A 24,165-nucleotide genomic window follows, 5' to 3' on the forward strand; every position below is an offset into this window, starting at 1 on the left:
ACCTCCCCTAATAGACTCCCATAGGCGCCATGGCCTGTGGTGCAGGTAGTTCAGTTTGCATTGACGGTGATTGTGGCATACCTTGTTGCGGTTGTTGCTGCATCATGACCTGTTGAATGAGCTGTAATTGCTGTTCAGGCGGCATGCTAGAGAACATTTCTTGTTCTTGCGGCTGCATGGTAGCAATCATCTGCTCGATCACGCCCACAATGCCCTTCTTCTCTTCCAGTTCCTTCATCAAGCGATCCCGGAACGGTACGACATTGCGTGGTGCAAACTTCAGGAACTGCTCATATGTGATGTTTCCGCGGTTGAGTGCATCGTTTAAGCTGCTGAGTACTAGGGATTCAGAGTACGTGGAGCTTGGGCCTACGTCGATTTTCAGGTTAAGCTCAGTGTCCTGGTATTGCGAACCATCAAACATCGTTGCGTACTCTTCACCGTCATCGTCTTGTAGCTTCACCTGACGCGGTAGATTGTACTTGACCTTGAAGAAGTCCTCCCAGATCCTCCCCACATCCTCGATAAGACGGTAGAACCGTCGCTTAATGGACTCAATCGGGATAGCAGCAGCCTTCTGTAAGAGCATGATTGCCGTGGCATTCAACTGAGCGGATGGTGCTGACCCCGTGGCCGCTTCGTCTGCTCCAGTCATCTGCCGGGTGTAACCAAGGATAGCCTCGACCAAGTTGGCAGCACTGGAACTGATTGCTCCCGGATTGAGGTACTTTACACCGTCACCCTGTCCTGGCGGCATACGGTCCTCGATCATCTCACCCGGTGCATTGGTGACTTTGCTCGGGTCGATGGCTTGGGACTTGTACACCATCTTCGGCCAGCCTGTGAGTTGAACAGACAGGATCTGCATAGCTACCAGCATATTGACTGCCTTCTGATTCGGGATCAATCCTTCTGTGTCACCGATACCAAAAATAGACTTCTTCCGTCTCTCCCACTGCATGACTGCGACAGGATAGCGGCTGAGGCCTGTGTCTGTTGGCTTTTTGAGGGTGATACCACAACAAGTCTTGGCGAACATGATCTTGCCGTCTTCCTTCCAGTACTTGGTGAGCACAATTACCTTACTGGTGTCGTTGAGCTCCACCTTCGCCATGTCATACCCCTGATCTGTCGTCTCCTTGTCCGGTTTGATCTGACCAAGCATCGCTTGACTGACTCCATTGTTCTTGGCGTAATCTTTAACACTGGATACCAACTCGCGACTACTGATAATGATGTAGTTTTGCTTCTGAACATTGCGTTGCTGGGGATTACCAAAGAATACGTTGATAGGATCAAGTACCTCACCCTCCATCTCTCCGATCCAAGGATATGCCTTACCACCTTTAACGCCGCTGTCCCAGTAGTAATGCAATACGCACGTGCCTGTGTTGGCTGCAATGTCCAGCGCTTCCTCGTTGAGCTCATCCTGCTTGATACGCTCCCAGGTTGCCTCTGAATAACGGCTGAACAGTTCGCCGACATCCACGTCCATCTGATTGTCCTCGACGATCTCCTGCGCACTGTACACCATCTTGATCTGCTCACTCATGACCGTGGCAACCTTGTGTGTCTCGATCATCTTAATCACGTTGAATACCGGACGTGGTAAGTGCTTGGTGCGCTGTGTAGCCGCCGGCCACTGGTCACCAGCTTTGAATCGCTCGTACTCAGGCCATTTGTCCAGGAATCCCATCCGGCGCTTGTATGACAGCCCATCTCGGTACTGTTTATCCATCTCACCTGCCAGCTTATCCAGCGTTGTGTCCTTCACTATTGCTCACCTCCCTGTTTACCGCCTGTCCATTCGTCCATCAGACTCTGAATATCTTGTTTCTGTGCTGGTGTCAGAGGTTTGATGTCACCAATCATTTCACGCATCTTGCCGTTGATTAGCGTAATCGTCTCTTGCTCAAGGTTAGGCAACTTCAGCAGCTCACCAAGTTTGATCGCATCGTCTACCATTCCAGATATCCACCTCCTGTGCTTTCTGTGTCCGTCCGGAATGGGAACGGGGTCACGGTTGCTTCTATTGCCTTCTGCAGCACCTTGTCATCCTGCTGTCCTCGGCTGTAATACGCTATTGCCAGCGCCATGATCAAGTCATCGTGTGCGCCTTCCTGCGCTTGTGGTCTGCCCTTCTCACTACGAACAAAGGTAAGCATCTCATTCAGCGTGTCGATGTCGTTAATGCACTCTACCGACTCACGCACCACTGTGACCAACTCGGCGATGGCTGACGGCCTTGTGAGCTTGCCTGTGACAAATCCATAGGCTTTAACCACAGAACCTGTAAACGTGTCCTCACGCTCTCTGACGTATTGGTTCGTGTAGCCCAGTCGTGAAAGCACCTTGACTGGATGGCTGCTGAAGTTGGTTTCAATGCTTACCAGTGCATTGTTGTAATGCTTGCCCAGGCAATACATCTGCTCAGCGTACAGATCCTCGTCAAACTGATTCTTGTACACCGCAACCTGCTTGCCTGTCACATTATTAATGACCTGACCAACAAAGTTATCTGATCCATCACCTGCGGTATCACCGCCAAGCACATATGGGATGTAGGACTGCGGTCGCTCAAACACCTTGATGTACCCGTCCTCTGTGGCAATCCACTTGATTGTGCTGTCGATGATCTTATCTGCTGAATCCTTCTCGTAAACAAAATACCCTCGTTGCACCAATGGGTCATGGTCACGAAGGTATGAGATACGTTCAGATACTTTCTGAGCGTTGAATATGGTTTTACCAAGCACACCCCATTCACCAAGCGCGTACACCTGATAGAAGTATGGGTCAGTTTCCTTAAATGCCTCCAGCACCGCGATAGCTTCATCGTCCAGGAACTTGTTGTTCTTGTAAGTACTGTGTATCGTCGTGGCGTTTGGCTTTGGCTGGTCGAAGAACTCCTTCTTGAGCCAGTGGTTAATGTCAATTGGGTTAAAGGTGATCATCATCTGTTTGTAGTTCTGTGTCCTGCCCCGGAGACGAATGTCCAGTTGTCGGAAGTCCTCGGGTGAACACTCGCTTGCTTCCTCCATCCACACGCTAGTAACGCCCGAGATAGACTTCAGCTTCTCTACATCGTCCAGCCCAGCAAACAGGATCTCATTCCCATTCACGCAACTGATATGCAGTTCTGAGCTCGTGCCCTTCGGGATCTTGAACAGCTTCTCCAGTCCCCAACGGTATATCGCATTCTTTAGCTCCATAAACACGGATTCACGCAGCGTCTTGGCTACCTTACGCAATACTAATATGCGGTGCTTCTGCTCAGTTACCATACGTAGCAGGATCTTCTGAGCCGTGAACACCGACTTACCCGAACCGCCGCCACCCATGAGCACCAAGTACCGATCCGTATTCGTATAGAGCGGATAGAATCGATCATTCGTCAGGTTCGGCAGCTCGGTTAAATCGATGTTAATCGTCGGCATCGTCACCAAACCCTTTCGGCAATGTAACTTTGAAACTCAGTTCACCACTATGTTCCACTTTGTCCTTGAACATACCATAGTGTTTAGCCACGCTGTCCAATGCTCCTTTAGCCACAGCAGGGTCTTCTGTCAGGTTGTTCATGATAATGTCCTTATACCTGTCTAGCACCCATTGGACACTCATACCCGATTCTTCCTGCATTTTGTCCGTTCTTTGTCCGATTTCGGACATTACGTCAACATTTGTCAACAATCGGCTTGCTGCACGTCTTGCGGCCTCCTCGGTACATTTGTACCCGGCACGCAGATAAGCGGCTGTTCCGTTCATGTCCTTCATGTACTCGTTAACGAAATTCATTTGCTTTTCTGACAATGCCATGGGTATCACCTTCCTCTCTACTCCTCGATTGTAACTTCCCACCCACACTTACAACTGCGATGGAATTTTGTGTCTTCCACGATCAACTTACCTTCACCGTGTGCTACATAAGAGCTGCCGCATTTAGGACATTTCTCATATTGTTCCATCAACGCTATCGTTCTCGTCAACTTCACTATGTGTTATCCCTCCTCTTAATGACCCAACCCTATACGGCCCCCGCTGTCGCTGGGTGATTCGGTCGGACTCGATGGCCTTCGGCAAAAACAAAAAGAGCAACGGCGCTTGACCGTCACTCTCTATCCGTAATGTTGCACTCAATCGTGCGGGGAGCTGGCCCCATGCGTTACGGTCGCATTCAGTTTTGGCATGCAAGGAAGGAACGTTGTAAACGACGACTGCGCATACAGCTATCGGCGCTTATCAGATGTTCCTTATGATATTATTTTATCACTTCCGATGGGGAATTTGTGGGAAATAATGCGTAATTCGTGGGTAAAAAATGGGGAATCACGCTGGTTCCTTGTACACCCACTCCGGATCGAACATGTGATCAAGGTTGGTGATCTCCATGTAATCCTGTTTGAGTGGCACCATTGCTTTGCACAGGCTGTTGATGGCCTTCTTGTGTTGGGTTGATACCGTCTTGCGGTCTTTATGCAGCCTATCTGCAATCTCGCTCAGGTTCAGCTTGTTGCGTTCCATGTACTTGAGTTGGATGATTGTCTTCTGATCGTCGCTCAATACAAAGTCCACTGCCGATTCCAACAACGTGACGATACGAGAGTATCGACCTTGATCGCTCGTCCTGTCTTGGTTGCTCAAACGAGATCTGACTCGTTCGTCGTATATGCCCATCTTGAACATCCACTGCATCTCGCTGTCTATCATCATTCCACCAAGATTGTTTAACGCAAACTTGTATGATCTATAGTCCGTCAGCAACTTGATCACCTGATTGTTGTCCATGTTCTCCCTCCTCATACTCTTGGATAAATTCATGATGCCGGTATACTCTCCATCCCTTTTCAGGTGAGTGCACCAACCATTGTCCTTCCAGCACCTTGAGGTGTCTGTTATCTACAACGACGCTGATGTAGGGCTGTGCTGCCTGGATGAACCGCCCCTTCAATACGTGACCACCTGTGAATTCTCTCACCCTTGCAACAGTTGCCGGAGAGCAATCCGTTATCTGGATCGCCCTCACAGTTTCTGCTTTGCGGTGGTATATCATGCTACTTCAGCTTGTGGCGTCTCCAACGCACTCACGCGTCTTTTGAGTTCCTCAAATTCTGCTCGCGTTGGAGGCCCCTCTGTCTCCGGATCAGCACTTCCTGCCACGTCTCCTTGAGCCAGCTCGTGTCCTGTGCTTTCTTGCGTGGCTTCGTCCCCTTCTGGAAACTGCCAAGTGGGAGGCGTTAGTTCGCTGCCCTCTTCCATGTCGTTAGTCCGTGCCAGATCCTCATCAGCACGTTGGGATTCTTCGGCTCTGATTCGAAATTGCGGCGCCTCTTCGGCGCTCACCTCCCGGTATGCACCTTTTGTCAGGTAAGGGATTTTAATCTCTTCATCCGTTGCAGCCAGTTTAGCGGTATAGAATGACTTCTTAGCGTCTCCCCATTCAACATCATAGATAGCCGGTTTCGCCGCTTCTCTTGCTGCTTCTGCAAGTCTCTTCTCTTCTTCCGCAATTCGTTTCTGCTCTTTGTAATGCGCCAGCGCATCAGCTGGATCAATTACTTTAGCCATATTCACTGCACCAACTGCAATTTGCTGCCGCAGATCGTCTACATGGCTAGTCAAGCGAGAAATCTCCGCCTTCGCTTCTTCCAATTGCCCTGCTGCTGCATCGCGTTTACTCTCTGCATCCTCCAGCAATCCTTTGGCATCACGAATTTGTATGACCAATTCAGTATTCTTCTCGCCCATTTCATCCGCTTTAGCTACTGCAACATCTTTAGCCGCTGTCTCCATGGCAAGACGCTCTTCCAAAGTCTTGATTCTTGCCATCCATTCCTCATCACGTTGCAGCATGGTGTTCTGTACGGCGATTCTCAAGAACTGATATGCCGCTTCTGCTGCTTCAGGCGTTTCGTTCTTGAACATATCGCGCATTGACATTCCGTCCAGATCCATGTTGTCCATCAGGTAGGCTACTTTTTGCTGGCTTTCCTCGACGTTTTCCTGTTCCAACTCAGCGAGTTGACGCTCAATATCCTCGATTTTACCTGCATCCGCCATAGCCCCACGCTGTCTTTCGATGTTCAACTCATACCGTAATTGTTCAATACGTTCTTGCTTTTCCACCTACATACACCCCGTTTTCCGATAGTAATAATGATATATCTTATTATAGCACATTTTGTGGTTATAAAGTACTTTTTTCGCCGTTTTACACAATATTTTGTGGTTTATCTGCAACATGTCACATTTGACTTTCCATGATCTTTGACAATCCATCCGTTTATGTTTGGATGTCTTGTTTTGTAGCCAACTCCTATTTGCCAATGCTGGATGTAAAACACCGCACACTTATCACATTGCCATAGGTTTTGAGATGTTGAACGATGAGCTGCAATATGTCGATAATCATGTTTGCAAAAGTATTGTCTCAGTCTGAGCATGTTACGCTCCCTTCCGTTCAGTAGATCCAACTTTCCACCCATCCATTTTAAACCACCCTGTTGGCTCATAGAGACGTTTTTGCGCTGATCCTAGTATTTGTATGTCCAATTCTAGTAAACGCCCTCTACACGCCCCAGATTCGTCGAGGAGCACCCATCCGTCTCCCACGTGTACGTACCGTCCAATCATTTCACTTTCCACCTTCCATCGGTTTTGGTCACCAACCGCAAAATGATATCTGGGTTTCTCACATCGAATAGCGTCTTTCTCAGCGAAAAGTCCCGTGCCGCAAATCCCTTTACATCCTCCACGATGACTTGTCCATTCTCCTTGTACATGAAGTCTGCTGTGTATTTGATTCCTCGCTTCTTTTTGCCCATCTTTGTGAATGGCTCTACCAACACAAATGCCGGTTGTAAGGTCAGCTCACTTATTTCACCAGCACGTTCGAGTAACATCAGCATCCTGTATCGCTCGGCCTCCATCTTGCTAGCGAATTCAATTCCATCCTTGACCGTTTTCTTTGCGCCGTACTTGTTGCCCCTCAAGCTGCACCACCTCCTCTCCGTTTTATGATCAGTTCATGATTTACTCGTGTCTTGGGTACGCCTACTTCCTTCGCAATGTCTGACCGGAGCCAACCGTAATCGTACAACTCCATAATTTTGTCTGACTGCGCCTTGCTCAGCGGCACATCCAAACTCTGCAGGATTAAGTCCGGTCCCGGTTCCACCTTGGTCTTCACGTACATCTTGTACTACTCTCCCTTCTGCCGTCCCTTGCGTGTTGGCTTACGCTCCTTGATCTGCCCGCCTGCTGTCCAGTGTTTCTTTCTCATGCTGCTTCCTCCTCGATATCTTCGTCTGCAAAGGCCTCTCGGCCCCTGCGCATAAATTCTTCCCAGTCTTGGTCCATCAGGTCGTAGTCGTCGATTGGTTGTTTCACGGTGTTAATCCTCCGATCGCAATCTATAATTCAGCTCAATTCCACCCTTTATCACCACTTTGTAGTCCCGGCACATCTCGTTAATCCGACTGCCCAACGCCTCGTCGATCTCACATATGCCTGATATGGTCCGTTCTGAGCTGATTAGCATAGGCAGATTGTTCAGATAGCGATAATTGACGATTGCGAAACTCTGCTCTGCTTGGAAGTCAGTCGGTTTCTGGCGTCCCTTGTACATGTCGTCGATAAATAACACCTCGGCCTGCTGCAGTTGCCGGATTCTTGTGTCCAGCGTGTCGAGATTGTCCTTGATCTCGTTGAAACCTTCGACCCAAGGAAAGTAGTGGACGCCGACTCCCTTTTTTAACAGGTAATTGCACACGGCCATAGCCAAATGCGTCTTCCCGCTGCCTGGCCGCCCCAATAGAGCTAGGCTGTTCTTCCGCGTGCTACGAATGTCGAAGAAATTCTTGGCGTATGCTCCAGCTTTCTGGTAAGCCGTCTTAATGAGTTCAGGCCGCCCTTCTTCTTCAAAGTTGTGGAATGTCTTCTGCTGGAATTCTTCAGTGATTTTGCTTGATCCCATCAGCCGTTCAATCATCCGCTCTCTGATGCAGGTGCAATCTTCCCATTTGTCCATGTAATCAAATGGTTTATCACTCAGGGCAACACGCTGGATGCGGCCGCCCAGGTCTTTGCATTTGTCACAACGATATTTTTCAGGTTCATGCCCAGTTTTAGCGATCGAGGAAAGCGAACTCGCTCTCTGCCGAATTTCCTCCAGGTTGAATTCCTTTTTCAAAGTGTCCTTGAGACTGTGCATGTTTTACCCTCCGTTCCTTTTGTTCCTTCGACTGCCGGCGACTGTATATACCTTCTTTGATCCAACGCTCAGCGATAGCTTGCATTAGTTTCAAGTTGGGTTGCGAACTGCTTTCGCCTGTTTCCAACATCAATTCCGTTATAAAGGACTCGTCGTAGTTCTTCTTTTTCAGGTTTATGACAAATTCAGAGATGAGTCCGTTCATGTTCAATCCACCGAATACTTTTGTATAAGTTCCCATGATAGATTCGTCAGTAGTGGCGGCCGAAAATCGCCCTGTTTTTTCTTCTTCTTTTTCTTCTTCTTCCCCCAAGTCTATGGATAGGGTAGGGATAGGGTATCCATAGTCCTTGCATAGTCTTCCGAAACGGTATAAATAGTCGGTATTTTTTATGGATTGCAACTCTTTCTCGACACACATCCGAACCTTCGGACTTTTGATAGAGTTGTACTTCAACCAGTTGACCAACATGATTTCCTGTGTATGATCGTTATAGAGTACCTTGCCGTACTGCACGAAACGCTCCAGAAGCTTGTCCACTGTCTCGCGGTGGTAACCTGTCTCAAACTCAACGATTCTTTTCGGCAGCTCATATATGCCGCATTGGGTCGTTTTTGAGTTGGTCATGAGGTACAGGTAGAAATATTTCTCCTCTGGTGTCAGGCTGATAACAAACGGGTCCTGCCAGAAGGAGACTTGTATCTGTCGGTATACTGCCAATGTGCTCACGCTCCTTTTTGTATATCCAAGTAATCCTCGATCTCAGCAATTTTGATCCGTGCCCACCTGATCAGTTCCTCGTTGAAATCAATCGATCCTCGATCATCAAACTTAATTGCGTGCTCAAGATTGATTGCAGCCTGTTCCATCGTCGCTTCCCACAGTGCCAATTCGAGTCGTATCAAATCGTTGTTAGCTGCCATCCTTTGTATCCTCCTTGGGTATAGACTCCCTAACCTTCCGGCAACGAGATAATGGAATCGTATATAACTCATCTGTGAACCTGAGCTTCGCGTACCATCCGCCTCTATGCCATTGGATATTATCCACCTTCACATTTTTCAAGAACGGGAATTGAATTTCATCTACCACATTGACTTTGTCTCCGGGCTTTATATCAGGATTAAACTCACCGGACCCTATGTTATCCTGTACTTCCTCGAATGCGTTCAATCTCTCATCGCTTCCGAGATGTGAAGATTTCTCTGCTAGCCACTCCAGCAGCTTATCTGCATCTATCAGTTTCATGCTTCTTCCTCCCCAGGTAGGTTGATAGGGCTCCAGTGAGTTACATCCATCACTGTGTACCCACCCAAAGCGATAAATTTATTTCCTTGATTACTCTCATTTTGATAATAAGCCACTACTGGAAACGCACTCGATCTCCGCATAACTAGACAACGCTTGTTTATTTCTGGCTCATCATCTGTGTTCCATTTACGCCACTCTATCATTCTGTATCCGCTCCTTCCTCAACCAATTCAAAACAATCGTCCAGTTCAAGTGTCCCGTTCATGTCCAAGCATCCTACATATACTTCTCTACCCTTGCTGTCAGTTGAAAAATATTCTTCTGATTCCTCATGCAGCTCCGCGACCAGTTCCTCACCGTCATTGACTTCACAAGTTAATTGGCCTTGATTAAACTCTTGGAAGCCATCTATGCATCTCGCCTTAATCTGTTTCATGTTGTTCCGCTCCTTCCTTGGGAGCCAACCCTTGACGTGAGTGTGCATTTCCGACAACCCTAACGCCTTCTGCCCAGCAGTATGATCCATCAAATTCAATCACTTCAGATGCCCAAAGGTATCCGTCAGGCAAGGAATCAGCGACAAACATGAATCCGCTGCCCTCATACTTCACTTCACAAATGTGAGTTTCGCCTTCATATTCCAATTCGACGATATCACTTTCAAACACCTCAACTTGGTCGCCTGATTCATCATGGAAGCCTGTATATTGCAACCACTTCACGTTTCCATTGAAAGGATTAGAACCCATTTCAATTAAATCTTCGATAGTGAATGTTTTACTCATCTGGCAGTGTTCCGTTAGAAATGCTGCGAATTTAATCTCACGCATCTTGTATATCCTCCTATTTGGGGAGACCAGACCTTATCCGGCCTCGCTTCGCTTAGTATTTCGGTCGCATCGGACGCCTTCGGCCAATTACTTACGTTCTAGCTTCGATCCATGCTTTTTCATCATTTCATAAGTGAAGTCGATGCAATGTCCAATCGCTTCGCTACGGTTGATAGATTCGAATCCTTTTTCAGATAACATTTCAATAATTTGCCCAAGCTTCTTCGCTTGTCCATTGTCGATGTGTAGTAATTTCACGTCTATCCCTCCTATATGTCCAGTACAGCCAATAACGCGGCTTTGCAACGTTGTGCCGGAGTTGCGTGGATATAATCAAACATTCCAACGTACTCGCCTGTGCCGATCACAACCTGTTTTAATGCTACGCAATATTTAGCCTGTAACCTCAGTTCCACAATTCTCTCTTCTACTCGCCATGCCATGCTGGTGTGTAATGAAGGTTTGAAAACTAAAATTTCATATCGGCAACATTTATCTGAATCCTCCCAGTACATTCCGCCCCATGAATCCCCTTTGTGCCAGCCCATAACATGCTGTGCAACGAGAGCATCTAGTTTCGGTCTAACCTCCATCGTTATCACTTGCTCCCGACTCAACGCTGTTTGTGTCATCTATATATCCTCCCTCGGTTGATCTGAATTAAAAACGCCTGTCTCGATTGCCTCGGTGAGATTATCAAATGCTGCTGTTGCTTCAAGTACTTGATTCCCATAACCCCAAAAACCCTCAGCTTCTGGAGACTCTTCGATCCATTTCAATAGCTTGTCAGCATCAATCAGTCTTGGCATGTGTTATATCCTCCTTAGTAGGGAGAGGCCGGAGCCTCAACCCACGATTTTATTCGTTTCATCCCAATTCCATAGGCCTTGCTGTCCTTTAGCTGCTATTGGTTCTTCAAGACGTTTAACATCTGACATTTCCCATGCGTACCGACCTGGCGTGAAGTCTCCAAAATCACATTCAGGAGACCATAACAATTTCTTGCCTTCCAGCTCGTAACCATCCGTCCATGTGTCCACTGATTGAAAGCAATTGGTTAACTCAGCCGTTGCCACCACAACCCCGGTCGGCATCTTTCCCAAAGCACCTGCTGGTATTCCAAAATGATCATAGAATGCGGCAAATATCGCTTTTTGTATTTCAAGATCTAAGGAGAGCATGACTTCACGAGGATCTTTTTTTGCAGCATGGATCGCAATTGGGCCACGGTAGTTCGTCTTCCAGCCGCGAGTTTCGAAGCGCTTTGCGCCAATCGCTATCAAACTCGCCCAAGGCTGATGTATCGTTATAGCCTTCATTGGTTCCCCTCTCCTTCCTGACCCAAAGCCTCCACCAGATTCTTGTGTGCCATCCCGTAAAACTTTTTGTCCATTAGCTTGAGTGCATCTCCAAGCGCCTTGCGTAGCCGGTCTTGTTCACGATCAACATCAATTAACTCGCATAGCGGACAAGTGTGATTCCCGTTTCCCTCACCCGTTGCTGGGTCGATATCTTCGTGACAAGCATCGTAGGTGAATCCGCATCCCGGGCACTCCCACAATTCCGGTTGCTGTCCTACTTTTTCCAGCAGATCATTGACCGCCTCCACCACATTCAAAGGAACTGCTCCACCCTTGTGCAGTAACTCCATCGTTTCTTTCAACTGTTGCATACTCATGACTGTTCTTCCTCCCCTAATCCATTTGGCGATACGGCATAATCTCGTACCCTCTTTTGTCCATCTCAGCCGCAAATACGGTGACTGACTTTTCCCTGACATAGCCCTGTGCTCCGCTAACTGTGATCATGTATCCGTCTCCGATCCAACGCCGCTTACCTCTGCAATACAATCCAGCTTCCTTTATCGCTTCCAGAACCTTGGTTTCCCGCGCTCTTGGCAATCGGATGAACACTTTATCCATATTCGCTGTGCCGCCGTCCTGCATGCCCTCTGTCGCTTCTTGTGCGGCCTTGTGTGCGGCTTTCAAATCTTCCGTGAATTTCTTATAGTCCATGTATATCCCTCCTTGGTTAGAGGCCGGAGCCTCAATCAGCAGTATTTTTCAACTCATTCACTTCTGCAGCACAATCTTCGTCCGACATGGTTTCGAGTAGGCTTTCCTCGTACCCAATCTCACGCAACAATTTCCGGTCATCGAATTCATTCGTTTTGCTCATGTGTGTTATCTCTCCTTTGGTGGGCCTAGCCCTCATTATTTCTTGCGGATTTTCATTCCTTTTTCGAACAACAACTCGTGTGCCCAATCGATGCAATGTTCGGCTGCCTCGCTCCGTGTGATGTCTATTCCTGCTGCGGCCATTTTCTCCATTACAAGCCCGACTTTTTTAGCATGTTCCTCGCTTACCTCGATCACGTGTTTATTCATGTCTATCCGCTCCTTTGTGTGGTGGGAAGGGAGGGTATTCCCTTCCTCTCAAAATAGTGTTAATTGCTCTATTTCCTCTTTCTCGATAACCAGTAAAGGTTCCGCTTCCTGCTCGATCTGCCTATCTTCTCTTTTCCACGTGTGACCTTTCTCTTTCCACTTTTCCTTTGTCCAGCCGTAGAAATGATCAGCATGCCATTCCAAGAATTCTTTTTTGACAGTTTCATTTTTCCAGATCCACGGACGCCATTGACCGTATGGGTCTTTTGATGGCTTGTTAAGCATCCACCAACCAGGGTTTCCTAATTGATATTCGCGATCAATGGCATCGTACAATCCGCCAGTTAAGGTATGATGAATATTCCCGTAGTGAAATGGGTTTTTCTTTTTCCCTCGATCCTTGCTGATGCAGTCGTACACCAATACTTTGGTTGAATCATATATGGATGGGACTATCTTATATGCGACCAGATCACCGACTGCGAAATTTGGATGTTTCTGCATCTCCAACACTTTGGCATCTGCTCCGATCCAGTCCGTGGATGGTTTGGAAACGACCGATTTATCTATTAGCTCCAGTTGACTCAATGCGTTCACCGTCCTTTAACTGGATCAGTCTTGCATTCGTTCCACCACAATATGGGCAAGCAGGTTCTTCGATTTCGTTGTTTACTTCCTGCCGGATCGCGTAACCAAGACCACACTCACATTCGTAAATATCCCAACGTGTATTCATGTCTCTTCCCCTTCCTCTTTGGTATGGTCGGGAGTGTGTCTTGTCTCCCTTCCTCTGTTATCCCCGGTGGGGTGAGCTATTCGTTTATGCCCCATATTCTCTTCCCAACAATGTTTAATGCTGTAGTCATCCCATCGCGGAACGCTGCTATATTTTCGCTTTGTGCCCATCTGCCACCATTCACGACCGGACATTCTTCATATGCTTTAAATAACTGTTCCTCTTCCGTCATTTCTACCTCATATCCGATGTACAAAGCTCGAATTAACGTGTCCAACGGCATATATCTTAGCGGACTTGTGTGGGGATCATCCCAAGATTCAGGCTCTATTGCGTGAGTGCCTGCGATGTACTCCAAGGGATTTTCTTGACCGTTGTAATTGTCGGTTACATACACAACTGCTTCAGCTTGTTCTTTCGTCAATTTCACTTTATCTTGCATGGGTGTATCCTCCCTTAGATGGTTTATTGGTGGGTTAAAATAGATTCTTTTCATCTAAAATCCCTAAGTCATAAGCCGTCTTAGCTGTTTTATGGTCAACCAACACACCGTTAATGGTGTTTGCATAAGGTGAAATTTTCTTTTTGTTAGGGTCATACCATCCCTTTTCAAGCTCTACTTCTGAAAATGGGTGACCATCTCTCAGAATAGGCACTCCGTCCTTGCGTTCTGGGTTAATGACTCTTCCGTATTCATCGCGCTCACCTACATACCAATCACTAAGTTCAGGACCAATCTCGCTCGCTCCACAGCTTTCGCAATGGTATGGTCCACACTGAACCATTCCAACTCCTACATCTACAAAGTCAGCATGGCAGTCATCTCCGCAGTAAGGGCACGGCTCCGGATCATCGTAGCTTCGATAATTACTTCTCATCTTCTATTCCTCCCTGTGGGTTATGCGTTGTATTGGTGATTTCTCCGGCATGCCTAGCTTCATGCAGCGTACATGGTCCTGTAATATGGGCATCCATGTTTTCTTGCTGCTGTGTACCAAGTCATGCATTTGTTTGCTCAGTAAGATGCAGTTGTCTACCTCGTATTTGCCGCCTTGCGATCCATACACGATGCGGTGCAGATGCAGTCCGGGTCCCGGTACGCCACTCAGGACGCACCAGTTCCCTCCCTCACGCTCGATTACCGCCTGACGTACCTTTTCCTTCGTCATGTATTCCGGGTCCGTGTTGCGCTCTCTCTTCGTCTTAGGCTGCTCTTTCCGGTTGTGGTGGTTGAACAGGTTCATCCGCCAGGGCATGATATTCTTCTCTTTGCGTGCCAGCATAGTGAGTCTCCTCTCCGAATGGTCCGTCTGTTACTGGGATGATGGGGCTGCCGTCGTCGTAGAATAGGGTGTCTTGGTATCTCATTAGAATGGAAGGTCGTCGTCAGCGATATCGATTGGCTTGCCTTCATCTCTGCTCTGCGTGCTCTCTTGCTGCTCTCCTCGCTCTAAGAACCGCACATTGTCCGCTATAACCTCAGTCACGTACACACGCTTGCCTTCGTTGTTCTCGTAGTTCCGTACCTGTATGCGGCCCTCTACAGCACACAAGCGGCCTTTGCGGAGGTAGTTAGCGCATGTCTCAGCCAGCTGCCGCCAAGTAACAACTGGGATGAAGTCCGCTTCCTTCTCTCCGTTATTGGAAAACGGTCTGTCCACCGCGAGTGTAAATTGAGTTACAGCCACTCCAGCGGGTGTGTATCGTAGTTCAGGATCACGTGTCAGGCGTCCGATTAGAATTGAGCGGTTCAGCATACTAAACTCCTTCTCCGGTCTCTGCCGGCTGTAATTTATCGTTCAACGTTTCGATCAGTTCCTTGCCCTGCTTATCAGTGATGTTCACCAGCGGCGAACCGAATAATTTCCGTGTTTGTGCATCTACTAAGTCGGGTTCAAAGCCGAGTTGTGCCCATTTCTCCATGATCGTTGCCTTGGTTTCCTCGCTAACCAATTTCTCACCAGATTCCAACCACTCCAGAAGCTGTATACCACTATCAACCGATGGTGTGATGTATTGTCCATCAAACAACCCTGTACGGTCCTTAGAAACGGTTGCTATGTGGTCAGCGGTCAAGTCCATGACCAATGTGAATTCATACTCCAACCCATCACGCTGTACCGGAGCCATGCCAATCTTCCGCGGCACCTGCTTACCCTTGTCGTTCGCTTCCAGCACATATTCCGTCTTAGATCGCATCGTCACGAAGATGTGGCATTTTGATTTCAGGATCGATTCCACCATCTTGTTTTGCTTTGGTGTCAACTCACCCCATGCTGCAAAGCTGTTTTTGCTTTTGGACATCGTGTCCTTCTGTTCCAGTAGTCCGCCTTCTCCGGCCCATGCATGTGATAGAGAGTCGATGATGATGACATCCACACCGTAGTCCTCGAATGCTTTGATCGCTTCAATGTACTTTTCCGTTGTATATGGTGGGTCCAAGTCGATCTTCGGAAACTCTGGTATGTGCACGCCTGCCTTCATCGTCTCCGCGTACAGATCAGCACTCCGGTTCTCTGTGTCCACCAGCCCAATCTTCTCCCAGTCACCCGTCATCCCATATGACATGAGTAGCGCTGACAGCGTCTTACCCGAACCGCTTGGGCCTGTCATGCCGATGCGCGCCTTCGTTACCTTCCGCTGCGCTTTACGAATTAGCATCTACATCTACCTCCAATTCTTTGTATGTGATCTCTATTGGAGAAGGAAAGTAATTTTGAGGATTTGCAGGACCATATCTACCCAACAGCCATTCAGCATAGTCATCATCGTTCGTGTAAAACTTGATCGCTTTCATGAAGCTTTGAACAGGTTGACCGTATTGATCCAAGTAATGTTCATCTTCTCTATGCTTTGGTACGTATTTATATCGCTTGATCATTGATATTCACCTCTCCATTTGCTATAATGTTGTCAAATGTAATTTCTTATCTGACTTTCCAAGGCTGCCGCTGCTACGGCGGCCTTTTCTCGTTTAACGGCTTTGACGTAGTTCATCAGGTACACCCGTTTCAGTGTCTCCGTCAGTGTTCCTCTCTCGCTTGCAATCTTCGCCATCTGCAGGAAGTGATTTCGATTTGTTGGCGGAACTTTCATCCTTTCTCACCTCCACTACCTTAATAGAAGCCTCCCACCCGTAATGCCGTAGGATGTCATCCACACTCTTGAATGTCTGTTGTTTCACGCTGTCTTTCTTTCCTCCTCAATTGCCTGTTGCAACTCATGATGTAGGCGTTCCTGTTCTTCTCTATTTGCTATCTCGGCTTCATACTCTGACAGAGGCTTGGCGTACACTGGTGTGTGTCCACGGGCTTGCATGCTGCGAAACAAGTCCTCGTAATCAAAGGCATTCCATCCAAATATCCGCCCCGCTGCGGTAACCACTCTGAATTCAGTAAGTTCAGCTGGCATCGTCGTATCCTCCTCCACCAATCTTTCTCACGGAAACAGCATGTTTGTTGTCTACTGCTTCAAGCATGCAGCTTAAGCAATGCCCTTGCCGTGTTCGCCCTTCGTACACTTCATACTCTGCTGGTCTATTACAACCACATGTTGTAGCCGGGCTGACGATCGGGATAACGTTATCTTTCTTTGCTCCAATCAGCTTTAAGTTAGGCATGCATAACACCTCTTTCTGTTTGTTTTTCAAGCCAGCGTAGGAAGTCTTTCTTTACCACTCGCTTAGATGAATGTTTGGATACACCGACTGAGAAGAATGGAATGCCACCTTTGTCGTTTGGTATCTGAATCAGGCGGTACACCGTCAATCTTGTGACTCCCATGTAATCAGCGATTTCTTGCGGTGTTAGTACTTCTGGCAAATCTTCTTTTGGTGTGTATCTTGATATCATGTTCTCGCCACCTTTAGATATTTTGTGTACAATATATAGGGCTTGTCTTTACATACATATCTGCATGTTGTGTTTACTTATGCTCCGGTTTTCAGTTTATCGAGGAAGTACATTTGTCCACGTCCTGTCACTACAGTTGTTTTTGTTGTTCTTGGATCTTTGTCCGGACGATTCATGACTGTTGTTTTAACTTCGAAGAGTTTAAGATCCATCGCACGCTGGGTTGGCATGTTCCAGTGTTCACCACGTTTACCGAGGTATCCGTTTTCTCGCATCCATTGGTACAGCCTGTTTTGTCCTGTGTTCACGCCGTTTTGTTTCAGTATTTTGGCGAGGTTCGCGATCAGGATGCAGTCACTTGATGCTTGAAGGGAATCTGCGAAAAGTACTTTAGGTTGATCGAGTTGTATTTTTTGTTCCAACGCCCGGCGTGCTTCTTGTTCCGCTTTAAGCGTCTCGCCAAGTTTTATTAAGAAGTCTGGGTCGTTGACCATTCTTTCGATGGTGCTCTCTGTCATGTATGCTCCGTGCTTTCTGATGGATGGGAGAACTTCACTCGTTACCCAACCTTTATACTTCTTTGCTTTGGATTTTATTTCAGGGTTATTACTTTGTTTGGCTGCGCCAAAGATGAGATTGTACAGGCCAGACTCGTTTATGAATTTTTTATTCTGTTTTCTTCCAAGAGAATCGATGACTGGATGGATCGTCGAGTCATCCTCATCTACGTGGTTGTTAATGGCTTTATGGGGATCTGAAAAGGAAAGAGCAGAAGCTGCATCAGTTGCACCGAACCATTCTGTTCCCTCTACAACCAGAGTAGGAAGTTCCCCAAACATTGGGTGGTTAAATACTTGAACATCATTCATGGCAATTCGCTCCTTTAAGCTGTTTTTTTTACATTAAGCGTTACGCTTAGTTGTGAAGCAAAAAAAATGGATGGATCTTCTTTCATAGCCTCTGCGATAAGTAGCATGTCATCAAGATAGATTCTGCGTCTACCCTTTGCGATGTCTGCATACCAAGGAATTGTTTTGCCGCAGTAGTCAGCAATTTCTTTCATCGTCATTCGTTTTTGTTTGCGAATGCTCTCGATGTTTTTCACAACTGGGTTCATGTGCTCACCTCCCGTTGATTAAGCGTTTCGCTTACCTTATGAACCAAATATACACTAAGCGTTTCGCTTAGTCAACACTTTATTTAGCTTATCGCTTAATTTGTTATGCGGAGCGCTTAATGTTGTTATATTTATAGATGAAAAGGAGGATGTAAATTGAGTGACTTGGGATCGAAACTGAAGAAAGCACGAGAAAACAAGAGACTCACGCAACAGGAGGTCGCCAATAAGTTAGGCGTATCAAATGGTGCTATATCCGGTTACGAGAGAAGTTATAGAGATCCCGACACCGAGACGCTGAAAAAACTTGCAGATTTATATGAAGTTTCGTTGGATTGGTTGAACGGAAGGGATGAAAAAGAGGGCGAGTACACCCTCCCTGAAGAAATTATCTCAAAAGTTATAAGGGAAGCGGAAGCGGAATTTAAGGTTAGTCTTCGCGACGATCCAGTTGTTGAGTCGGCTGTACGCGATCTAATAAACAATCTTGCAAAGATGAAGAAATCAACTCAGAAAAACGATTAACAATGTACTGTTCTGAAACGGATAGATCTTTTTCGGTAATGATGACTTTTGCCGACTTTAACAACTGCTCGTCCATGTGTACAACCCCTTTGTGTTTTCTGCAGCCGTGTGTGTTGTATTGTAATATTACCACATAAAACTAGTTTCTGAACGTATGTTCGTATTTCTAGGTAAAAAAATTTAATAAGGTGGCAGTGTGATGGAGTTAGTACCCGTCCGCTGTCGTATTCCCGTGTTACTCAAACGTATCGGTAAGAATCAACAATGGTTAGCAGATCGTACAGGCCTAGGCAAACAGCGGATATCTGATATTGTACACTTGCGAATGAATAATATCTCGATCCAACGGGCTGCGTTGATTGCTTATCATCTTGATTGCAAGATCGATGATCTTTGGGTTTGGGAATGGCGGTAGCAGAGTAGCGGAATGCTACTCTCGGGTAAAAGTACCAACTTACTGGTACTTACAGATACAGAACACTGCACTGATCTGCCCTCCACCCACTGGTTGATATAAATATACCAGACATGAGATGTCACATGTTGTCGAATCTTGGAGTAATTTAGCACCTTCAATGGGGTTAAAGGGTGCTTGACACGGTTATTTCTTAAATACTTTTCGAACTTTAACGTGTGATCCATCTTTAAAATAGACAATCCCGCCATTATCTACATTCTCAGTTCTCTCAATACGATCAAGATTTACTATGGTTGAACTGTCGAATGCATCAAACCCATACTGCTTATAAGCCTGTTTTGCATCTCGCATAAGATGTATCGCAATGTATGAACCGCACGCGGTATGGAACGCTAATGTTTTTGCAGAATTAGATGTCATTTGTAGAGGTTCAATAAAATTTACGTCTTTCTCCAAGTTAAACAGAACGAAATCTGAATCATCGTCCTGTCTGCCGTACATTTTAACTCCGATAATATCCAATGATGTTCCCCTCTCTAGATGCTATTCATCTATACTAATGGAAGAAAGACATGGAAACATCGGGCAAAATATACCAAGGAAATAACGGGAAATGATATAATAGGCTAGCTTACATATATAGAACCATTACCGCAGCCGATGCGGAGTTAAACGAGGAGAATAGAAATGAAAAAGTACATACTCTATTTATTGGTTCCAGTATCAATAGTTCTTTTTGGGTTATTCGTATACCCAACTATATACAAATACGATAAACTTGATCAAAATAAGCCCGTAATGATCAATAGATTTACTGGTGAGACAAAGATACTCACCTCCGAAGGATGGGTAAAAAGCGGGCAGTACGAATCTGCTGCAAAAGAAATGCAAGCATACAAAGATGAAATCATGATACGGGTTGACTCTCTCTCTGATGAAGTACGTGACAAAGTCTTGGAGAGTATCAGTGATGATATTCAAGCATTAAAAGATGATGCCACTCAAGCTGCGGTTGTTGAAATAGAGCAAGAAAATATTCAGCAAGCAGAGATTAAGAGTTTCAGAAAGGGATCTACCATGGAAGAAGTCGAAGAAAGCATGGGGACGGCTGATTCAGTTTCTAAAGTTGGCCCGTTTGAAACATGGAACTATGGATTTTCTGTGGTTAAGTTTGAAGATGGTAAAGTAAGTGGATGGGAGAATAGAGGCAATAACTTAAATCTCGAGTAACGGCACCCTACCTGGGTGCTTTTTTCTATCACTTCGATTACAATCCAATTAAAACGTCGAAAGGAGTCGGCATCCATGAAAGGACACTTTTACAAGCCGCATTGCAAGTGCACCACGAAGAAGTGTAAGTGTAGCGCCACATGGTCATACATGATCGACGTGGGGATCAATCCGGTCAATGGTAGACGGAAACAGAAAAAGAAAGGCGGATTCGCGACAAAGGCCGAAGCTGAGCTGCACGCTGCCAATCTATTAATTGAATTGAAGCAAGGCACATACGTAGAAGAGAAAGATATTGGCTTTGAGGAATTTGCGTCAACTTGGATTAAAGCATACGGTGGATCAGGCAAGGTGAAAATAAGCACGGTTGACCTGAGGAAAACAGAAATCAATCGACTGTTGAAGTATTTACGCTTCTACAAAATGAAGGACATCACACTAAACATATACCAAGAAATGCTGTACTCCATGAAATCCGAAAACAGATATGAGCATAACACCTTGGTCGGAACACATCGTACGGGGAAGATGATCTTTAAGAAAGCCATTGAAATGAATGTAATTAAGAAAGATCCCACTGAATTCTCATATATACCAAAGAAACAGGATACGGTGGAGGATCTGGAGTCCGCAGAAGAGGGTGTGAAGTATTTAGAAAAAGAGGAATTGAAGCTGTTCCTGGATACGGCTGAAGTGAAAGGGCTTGAACGTGATTATGTGATTTTCACCCTACTATCGTATACAGGCATGCGTGCTGGCGAACTGTGCGCGCTCAAATGGAAAGATATAGACTTCGATAACCATGAGATCTCCATCACGAAAACACTGTACAACCCTAAGAATAACGCAACCGATTATACGCTCTTAACGCCCAAGACAGCAACTTCGCGCCGAACGATCAACGTAGCACCAGAAGTGATCGATGTTTTAAGAGTTCACAAGAAGCAACAGAGCGAAACAAAGATGCGATTCAGGGACACGTATCACGATAGGGACTTTGTGATTGCCAAGGCTTCCAGAACGCCTGGATACCCGGAAATGCATCAGTTTATCAATTGGAGAATGAACCGGCTGCTAAAGCTGTGTAACTTGGATGAGAATCTGACCCCGCACTCTTTACGTCATACGCACACTTCACTACTCGCTGAAGCCGGAGCCGAATTACATGAGATCATGGATCGCTTGGGTCATAAAGATGATACGACAACAGAAACGGTATACTTGCATGTGACAAAGAGTAGGAAAAAGGATACCAGTTCGAAGTTCAGTGCGCTCATGAAAAGCATAAAATGAGTACCGATGTTACCCAAATGTTACCCTTAGGCATTCGAACCACGATAAAAGCCTTATATATCAACGGATTATTGGCTGTTCAAGGTAATCTGCGATAATCCATTGATTGCATATCCTCCTCTATTGGTTATGAAGATGAAGTTCATATTCTATTGTAACGTAACCAGCTCGGATGAAAAGGGCTTTGGCTCAGAAAATGGAAAATGCAAAGAAGCGCACCTATTTCCAGGTGCGCCAAATAAAGATGTATCATTTGATCATGATTTAAGGCAGAGTAATACTCAATGCGTTCAACAGATCAGCCTGTCTAACCGGCTTGGTCAGAACAGCATCAAAGGCTTCTGCTTCGTGCAATTCAATGTGCATACCATAAGGAATAAGGACAAGGACAGGCAGATTCTCAGTTCGCTGCTTCAGCTCATGTACAAAATCAACTGCTCCGCCCTCCAGAAGGCCCATATCCACAACGGCTACATCCGGCTTGAGTCCTTCCTTGATCCAATCATGCGCTAATGTCAAACCTGGGGTCATGTGTACATCCATCTCCCACCTGCGCATCAGGGAAGAGACACCTTGCAGAATGTCAGGGTCTTTGACAAGCAGAACCTTTCTGCCTTTTAACCTTTGCTGAACACTTGCGAGTTGAGGTAACTCCCAGTATCTGCGTAACGGAAGGGAAATATTGAATTCCGTCTCATTTTCCTGCACACTGCTCACCTGAATACGGCCATGCATGAGAATGGCAAGATTTTGGCTTACAGCCAAACCCAGATTGCTTCCAATCAGTTTTTGGATATTCAAATTTTCATCTTGGCTGTTAAAGCTTGGTGTCTTCTTGTCCGATAACATCTGACCCGTGTACTTCACCTTGAGCAGAAGTGTCCCGGTCTCCTCCAATTCTTCTCCATTCACCACTGCTGTGATCAGAACCGAACCTTCACGCGTTGAATCGAGAGCATATTGAATGACGTGTGCAAGCAACTGTCCGATCTTGACTTCATCGCCTACAAACACTTGAGATACATTCAGTTCAAGATTTAATCCCAGCTCAATGTTCTTGCCCGTCGCAATACCGGCATAGAGATATACGGTATTCTCGATGGTGCCTACCAGATCAAACGGATCATCATGGATAACCGTTTTACCTGCTTCATTAATGTTGAAATTCATCATGTTATTCAGCAGAGAAAGCAAAATATTGCCGCTTGTCTCAATCATGTTCACATATTCGGACTGCTCCTCGGGCATATCCGGTGTGCGCATCAGATCTGTCAGTCCCAAAATACCGTTTAAGGGATTGCGAATCTCGTGACTCATCAGCTTCAACATCTGCGTTTTGGTCATGGCCTCGGATTCGGCACGTTCTTTCTCTGCCTGGAGCTGTTCTTGCATTTGTTCCGAATCACTCAATTTCCGCTCTTGAACATGCAAGGTGCTTTCCAGATCAACAACATAGCCCAGGAATACAGCCATCGCATTCAGTGTCTTCATATCGGTTTCGCTGATCACGTAACCAGGGTCATCCATCAGACAGATGGTACCAAATGTTTCGCCCGATCTTCTCATAATGGGCACGCCCACGAAAAAGCGATTGCCGAGTCCGCTAGTAACATCCATGTATCGTGTCATCGGATGTTCACATGTATCCTGAATTGTGAGGGTTTCATTTTTATCCCTTAATACCAAGCTGCAATAAGACTCTTCAAATGGAAGTTCGCTACCTTTTACAATCAACTCTTCCTTACGATTAAATGCCTCCAGAATGACATTCGTCAAACCGTCATTCGTAGCAACAAATATGGTATTGACCTTTAATATACCACTCAGTACGTCTACGATATGGGCTGCAGCTTCCTTTATATCTTCATAGAAGCCTCTCGTAATGCCTTCTGCCGTCCCCATGATCCACCCCTTTTGTCTTAGCTGCACTTTCAAATCTGTATATCAGAATGTTTAATCCACATACAAGGGTTCATCATGAATCCGAATAGCTGTCACAATCTATACTTATATGATTAACACCGTAGAAGTAAAAGAGAATCATACTGCCTGCCGATAGCCCATTTTTGGAAAAAAGCAGGTCTTGAACTGATGGTTTAATAACGGAAAATGGTTTGCAAATCGCCTTTTCAGCTTGATTAAAGTCCATCTTGCCCAACTTCAATATTATCCTTGCAGAATAACTTGAAATTATACGCTTCTACTCAGACTTTGGAAACCTTTATCCGCAGCAATTTAAGGGAAGTCCACTTTGTCCAATAAGTTATGTGACCATTATCACACCCAAAAAACCACATATAGTTTATAAATGGATAAT

Annotated in this window: 44 protein-coding genes; 4 read left to right on the forward strand and 40 right to left on the reverse strand. The window is 46.1% G+C overall.

All coding sequences use genetic code 11. The features are described from left to right. Positions 1–7: 7 nt before the first annotated feature. The 38 genes from ABTV53_RS26625 to ABTV53_RS26810 form a co-directional block, all read right to left on the reverse strand. Positions 8–1,774: a portal protein gene (locus tag ABTV53_RS26625; RefSeq protein ID WP_433748230.1), complete on the reverse strand. Its 1,767-nt coding sequence runs from the start codon at positions 1,772–1,774 to the stop codon at positions 8–10. Then, the gene (locus ABTV53_RS26630) at positions 1,774–1,965 is read right to left on the reverse strand and encodes a hypothetical protein (RefSeq protein WP_433748232.1); all 192 of its coding nucleotides are present in this window, start codon (positions 1,963–1,965) and stop codon (positions 1,774–1,776) included. The genes ABTV53_RS26625 and ABTV53_RS26630 overlap by 1 nt, the downstream gene beginning before the upstream one ends. Then, positions 1,959–3,437: a PBSX family phage terminase large subunit gene (locus ABTV53_RS26635; protein WP_433748234.1), complete on the reverse strand. Its 1,479-nt coding sequence runs from the start codon at positions 3,435–3,437 to the stop codon at positions 1,959–1,961. Before ABTV53_RS26635 ends, ABTV53_RS26630 begins: the two co-directional genes overlap by 7 nt. Then, entirely contained in the window at positions 3,424–3,816 is a 393-nt protein-coding gene (locus ABTV53_RS26640) for a terminase small subunit (RefSeq protein WP_433748237.1), read from the reverse strand. The genes ABTV53_RS26635 and ABTV53_RS26640 overlap by 14 nt, the downstream gene beginning before the upstream one ends. A 17-nt stretch (positions 3,817–3,833) precedes the next feature. Next, positions 3,834–3,992 carry a DUF3797 domain-containing protein gene (locus ABTV53_RS26645; RefSeq protein ID WP_433748240.1) on the reverse strand — a complete coding sequence of 53 codons (159 nt, stop codon included), beginning with the start codon at positions 3,990–3,992 and terminating at the stop codon, positions 3,834–3,836. A gap of 334 nt (positions 3,993–4,326) precedes the next feature. Then, positions 4,327–4,785, reverse strand: a complete 459-nt coding sequence (locus ABTV53_RS26650; protein WP_433748243.1) for a sigma factor-like helix-turn-helix DNA-binding protein — start codon at positions 4,783–4,785, stop codon at positions 4,327–4,329. Further along, a complete protein-coding gene (locus tag ABTV53_RS26655; protein WP_433748246.1) occupies positions 4,745–4,948 on the reverse strand; it encodes a hypothetical protein in 204 nt (67 codons plus the stop codon). Before ABTV53_RS26655 ends, ABTV53_RS26650 begins: the two co-directional genes overlap by 41 nt. Before the next feature lie 98 nt (positions 4,949–5,046). After that, positions 5,047–6,123: a hypothetical protein gene (locus ABTV53_RS26660; protein WP_433748249.1), complete on the reverse strand. Its 1,077-nt coding sequence runs from the start codon at positions 6,121–6,123 to the stop codon at positions 5,047–5,049. A gap of 503 nt (positions 6,124–6,626) precedes the next feature. After that, a complete protein-coding gene (locus ABTV53_RS26665) occupies positions 6,627–6,989 on the reverse strand; it encodes a DUF1064 domain-containing protein (protein WP_339182864.1) in 363 nt (120 codons plus the stop codon). After that, complete coding sequence (locus ABTV53_RS26670; protein WP_433748252.1) at positions 6,986–7,192, reverse strand: hypothetical protein; 207 nt, start codon at positions 7,190–7,192, stop codon at positions 6,986–6,988. Before ABTV53_RS26670 ends, ABTV53_RS26665 begins: the two co-directional genes overlap by 4 nt. 198 nt (positions 7,193–7,390) lie before the next feature. Beyond that, positions 7,391–8,209 (reverse strand): ATP-binding protein, encoded by an 819-nt coding sequence (locus tag ABTV53_RS26675; RefSeq protein ID WP_433748255.1) that lies wholly within the window; start codon positions 8,207–8,209, stop codon positions 7,391–7,393. Continuing rightward, entirely contained in the window at positions 8,124–8,930 is an 807-nt protein-coding gene (locus ABTV53_RS26680; RefSeq protein ID WP_433748258.1) for a DnaD domain-containing protein, read from the reverse strand. The genes ABTV53_RS26675 and ABTV53_RS26680 overlap by 86 nt, the downstream gene beginning before the upstream one ends. 5 nt (positions 8,931–8,935) lie before the next feature. Beyond that, a complete protein-coding gene (locus tag ABTV53_RS26685; protein WP_433748261.1) occupies positions 8,936–9,133 on the reverse strand; it encodes a hypothetical protein in 198 nt (65 codons plus the stop codon). Further along, positions 9,123–9,458: a hypothetical protein gene (locus ABTV53_RS26690; RefSeq protein ID WP_433748264.1), complete on the reverse strand. Its 336-nt coding sequence runs from the start codon at positions 9,456–9,458 to the stop codon at positions 9,123–9,125. The genes ABTV53_RS26685 and ABTV53_RS26690 overlap by 11 nt, the downstream gene beginning before the upstream one ends. A gap of 202 nt (positions 9,459–9,660) precedes the next feature. Further along, positions 9,661–9,897: a hypothetical protein gene (locus ABTV53_RS26695; protein ID WP_433748267.1), complete on the reverse strand. Its 237-nt coding sequence runs from the start codon at positions 9,895–9,897 to the stop codon at positions 9,661–9,663. Beyond that, positions 9,884–10,291: a YopX family protein gene (locus ABTV53_RS26700; protein ID WP_433748270.1), complete on the reverse strand. Its 408-nt coding sequence runs from the start codon at positions 10,289–10,291 to the stop codon at positions 9,884–9,886. The genes ABTV53_RS26695 and ABTV53_RS26700 overlap by 14 nt, the downstream gene beginning before the upstream one ends. Positions 10,292–10,378: 87 nt before the next feature. Further along, the gene (locus tag ABTV53_RS26705) at positions 10,379–10,549 is read right to left on the reverse strand and encodes a hypothetical protein (protein ID WP_433748272.1); all 171 of its coding nucleotides are present in this window, start codon (positions 10,547–10,549) and stop codon (positions 10,379–10,381) included. 11 nt (positions 10,550–10,560) lie between these two features. After that, on the reverse strand, positions 10,561–10,923 hold the full coding sequence (locus tag ABTV53_RS26710) for a BC1872 family protein (protein ID WP_433748275.1): 363 nt from the start codon (positions 10,921–10,923) through the stop codon (positions 10,561–10,563). Further along, entirely contained in the window at positions 10,924–11,100 is a 177-nt protein-coding gene (locus tag ABTV53_RS26715; RefSeq protein WP_433748278.1) for a hypothetical protein, read from the reverse strand. Positions 11,101–11,136: 36 nt separating this feature from the next. Further along, the gene (locus ABTV53_RS26720) at positions 11,137–11,610 is read right to left on the reverse strand and encodes an ASCH domain-containing protein (protein WP_433748280.1); all 474 of its coding nucleotides are present in this window, start codon (positions 11,608–11,610) and stop codon (positions 11,137–11,139) included. Continuing rightward, the gene (locus ABTV53_RS26725; protein WP_433748283.1) at positions 11,607–11,969 is read right to left on the reverse strand and encodes a hypothetical protein; all 363 of its coding nucleotides are present in this window, start codon (positions 11,967–11,969) and stop codon (positions 11,607–11,609) included. The genes ABTV53_RS26720 and ABTV53_RS26725 overlap by 4 nt, the downstream gene beginning before the upstream one ends. A 16-nt stretch (positions 11,970–11,985) precedes the next feature. Next, the gene (locus ABTV53_RS26730) at positions 11,986–12,306 is read right to left on the reverse strand and encodes a hypothetical protein (RefSeq protein ID WP_433748286.1); all 321 of its coding nucleotides are present in this window, start codon (positions 12,304–12,306) and stop codon (positions 11,986–11,988) included. A gap of 31 nt (positions 12,307–12,337) precedes the next feature. Then, positions 12,338–12,469, reverse strand: a complete 132-nt coding sequence (locus ABTV53_RS26735; protein WP_433748289.1) for a hypothetical protein — start codon at positions 12,467–12,469, stop codon at positions 12,338–12,340. Positions 12,470–12,504: 35 nt separating this feature from the next. Then, entirely contained in the window at positions 12,505–12,678 is a 174-nt protein-coding gene (locus tag ABTV53_RS26740) for a hypothetical protein (RefSeq protein WP_433748291.1), read from the reverse strand. A 48-nt stretch (positions 12,679–12,726) separates the two neighbouring features. Then, on the reverse strand, positions 12,727–13,266 hold the full coding sequence (locus tag ABTV53_RS26745; protein ID WP_433748294.1) for a hypothetical protein: 540 nt from the start codon (positions 13,264–13,266) through the stop codon (positions 12,727–12,729). Beyond that, positions 13,241–13,414: a hypothetical protein gene (locus ABTV53_RS26750; protein WP_433748297.1), complete on the reverse strand. Its 174-nt coding sequence runs from the start codon at positions 13,412–13,414 to the stop codon at positions 13,241–13,243. Before ABTV53_RS26750 ends, ABTV53_RS26745 begins: the two co-directional genes overlap by 26 nt. 76 nt (positions 13,415–13,490) lie before the next feature. After that, positions 13,491–13,856, reverse strand: a complete 366-nt coding sequence (locus ABTV53_RS26755) for a hypothetical protein (RefSeq protein ID WP_433748300.1) — start codon at positions 13,854–13,856, stop codon at positions 13,491–13,493. A 34-nt stretch (positions 13,857–13,890) separates the two neighbouring features. Next, positions 13,891–14,292: a hypothetical protein gene (locus tag ABTV53_RS26760; RefSeq protein WP_433748302.1), complete on the reverse strand. Its 402-nt coding sequence runs from the start codon at positions 14,290–14,292 to the stop codon at positions 13,891–13,893. Positions 14,293–14,295: 3 nt separating this feature from the next. Further along, complete coding sequence (locus ABTV53_RS26765) at positions 14,296–14,697, reverse strand: hypothetical protein (RefSeq protein ID WP_433748305.1); 402 nt, start codon at positions 14,695–14,697, stop codon at positions 14,296–14,298. A gap of 84 nt (positions 14,698–14,781) precedes the next feature. After that, the gene (gene ssb / locus ABTV53_RS26770; protein WP_433748308.1) at positions 14,782–15,171 is read right to left on the reverse strand and encodes a single-stranded DNA-binding protein; all 390 of its coding nucleotides are present in this window, start codon (positions 15,169–15,171) and stop codon (positions 14,782–14,784) included. A gap of 1 nt (position 15,172) precedes the next feature. Continuing rightward, on the reverse strand, positions 15,173–16,075 hold the full coding sequence (locus tag ABTV53_RS26775) for an AAA family ATPase (protein ID WP_433748311.1): 903 nt from the start codon (positions 16,073–16,075) through the stop codon (positions 15,173–15,175). Then, positions 16,062–16,295 carry a hypothetical protein gene (locus ABTV53_RS26780; protein ID WP_211081005.1) on the reverse strand — a complete coding sequence of 78 codons (234 nt, stop codon included), beginning with the start codon at positions 16,293–16,295 and terminating at the stop codon, positions 16,062–16,064. The genes ABTV53_RS26775 and ABTV53_RS26780 overlap by 14 nt, the downstream gene beginning before the upstream one ends. 32 nt (positions 16,296–16,327) lie before the next feature. Further along, positions 16,328–16,510 carry a hypothetical protein gene (locus ABTV53_RS26785; RefSeq protein ID WP_433748314.1) on the reverse strand — a complete coding sequence of 61 codons (183 nt, stop codon included), beginning with the start codon at positions 16,508–16,510 and terminating at the stop codon, positions 16,328–16,330. A gap of 84 nt (positions 16,511–16,594) precedes the next feature. After that, positions 16,595–16,825, reverse strand: a complete 231-nt coding sequence (locus ABTV53_RS26790; RefSeq protein WP_433748317.1) for a hypothetical protein — start codon at positions 16,823–16,825, stop codon at positions 16,595–16,597. After that, positions 16,815–17,033 carry a hypothetical protein gene (locus ABTV53_RS26795; protein WP_433748320.1) on the reverse strand — a complete coding sequence of 73 codons (219 nt, stop codon included), beginning with the start codon at positions 17,031–17,033 and terminating at the stop codon, positions 16,815–16,817. The genes ABTV53_RS26790 and ABTV53_RS26795 overlap by 11 nt, the downstream gene beginning before the upstream one ends. After that, complete coding sequence (locus ABTV53_RS26800; RefSeq protein WP_433748323.1) at positions 17,026–17,265, reverse strand: helix-turn-helix domain-containing protein; 240 nt, start codon at positions 17,263–17,265, stop codon at positions 17,026–17,028. Before ABTV53_RS26800 ends, ABTV53_RS26795 begins: the two co-directional genes overlap by 8 nt. Positions 17,266–17,342: 77 nt before the next feature. After that, complete coding sequence (locus ABTV53_RS26805) at positions 17,343–18,134, reverse strand: phage antirepressor KilAC domain-containing protein (protein ID WP_433748325.1); 792 nt, start codon at positions 18,132–18,134, stop codon at positions 17,343–17,345. A 14-nt stretch (positions 18,135–18,148) separates the two neighbouring features. Continuing rightward, positions 18,149–18,382: a helix-turn-helix domain-containing protein gene (locus ABTV53_RS26810; RefSeq protein ID WP_433748328.1), complete on the reverse strand. Its 234-nt coding sequence runs from the start codon at positions 18,380–18,382 to the stop codon at positions 18,149–18,151. Between the two features lie 156 nt (positions 18,383–18,538). Here ABTV53_RS26810 and ABTV53_RS26815 point away from each other — a divergent pair, with 156 nt between their 5' ends. Both ABTV53_RS26815 and ABTV53_RS26820 read left to right on the forward strand, forming a co-directional pair. Beyond that, on the forward strand, positions 18,539–18,907 hold the full coding sequence (locus ABTV53_RS26815) for a helix-turn-helix domain-containing protein (RefSeq protein WP_433748331.1): 369 nt from the start codon (positions 18,539–18,541) through the stop codon (positions 18,905–18,907). 199 nt (positions 18,908–19,106) lie between these two features. Next, a complete protein-coding gene (locus tag ABTV53_RS26820) occupies positions 19,107–19,322 on the forward strand; it encodes a helix-turn-helix domain-containing protein (RefSeq protein WP_091016073.1) in 216 nt (71 codons plus the stop codon). A 186-nt stretch (positions 19,323–19,508) separates the two neighbouring features. On the opposite strand, the gene ABTV53_RS26825 is transcribed toward ABTV53_RS26820, so the two are convergent. Next, positions 19,509–19,847, reverse strand: coding sequence for a LytTR family transcriptional regulator DNA-binding domain-containing protein (locus tag ABTV53_RS26825; protein ID WP_433748334.1), 339 nt, complete (start codon positions 19,845–19,847; stop codon positions 19,509–19,511). Positions 19,848–20,012: 165 nt separating this feature from the next. Here ABTV53_RS26825 and ABTV53_RS26830 point away from each other — a divergent pair, with 165 nt between their 5' ends. Continuing rightward, entirely contained in the window at positions 20,013–20,555 is a 543-nt protein-coding gene (locus tag ABTV53_RS26830; RefSeq protein ID WP_433748337.1) for a hypothetical protein, read from the forward strand. Between the two features lie 75 nt (positions 20,556–20,630). Beyond that, a complete protein-coding gene (locus ABTV53_RS26835) occupies positions 20,631–21,848 on the forward strand; it encodes a tyrosine-type recombinase/integrase (protein WP_433748340.1) in 1,218 nt (405 codons plus the stop codon). 264 nt (positions 21,849–22,112) lie between these two features. Here the strand turns inward: ABTV53_RS26835 and ABTV53_RS26840 are convergent, their stop codons facing one another. Beyond that, positions 22,113–23,750: a histidine kinase dimerization/phospho-acceptor domain-containing protein gene (locus tag ABTV53_RS26840; RefSeq protein ID WP_433748343.1), complete on the reverse strand. Its 1,638-nt coding sequence runs from the start codon at positions 23,748–23,750 to the stop codon at positions 22,113–22,115. Positions 23,751–24,165: the final 415 nt, after the last annotated feature.

The sequence above is a fragment of the Paenibacillus amylolyticus genome, from assembly GCF_050990605.1.
Classification (GTDB): Bacteria; Bacillota; Bacilli; order Paenibacillales; family Paenibacillaceae; genus Paenibacillus; species Paenibacillus amylolyticus_H.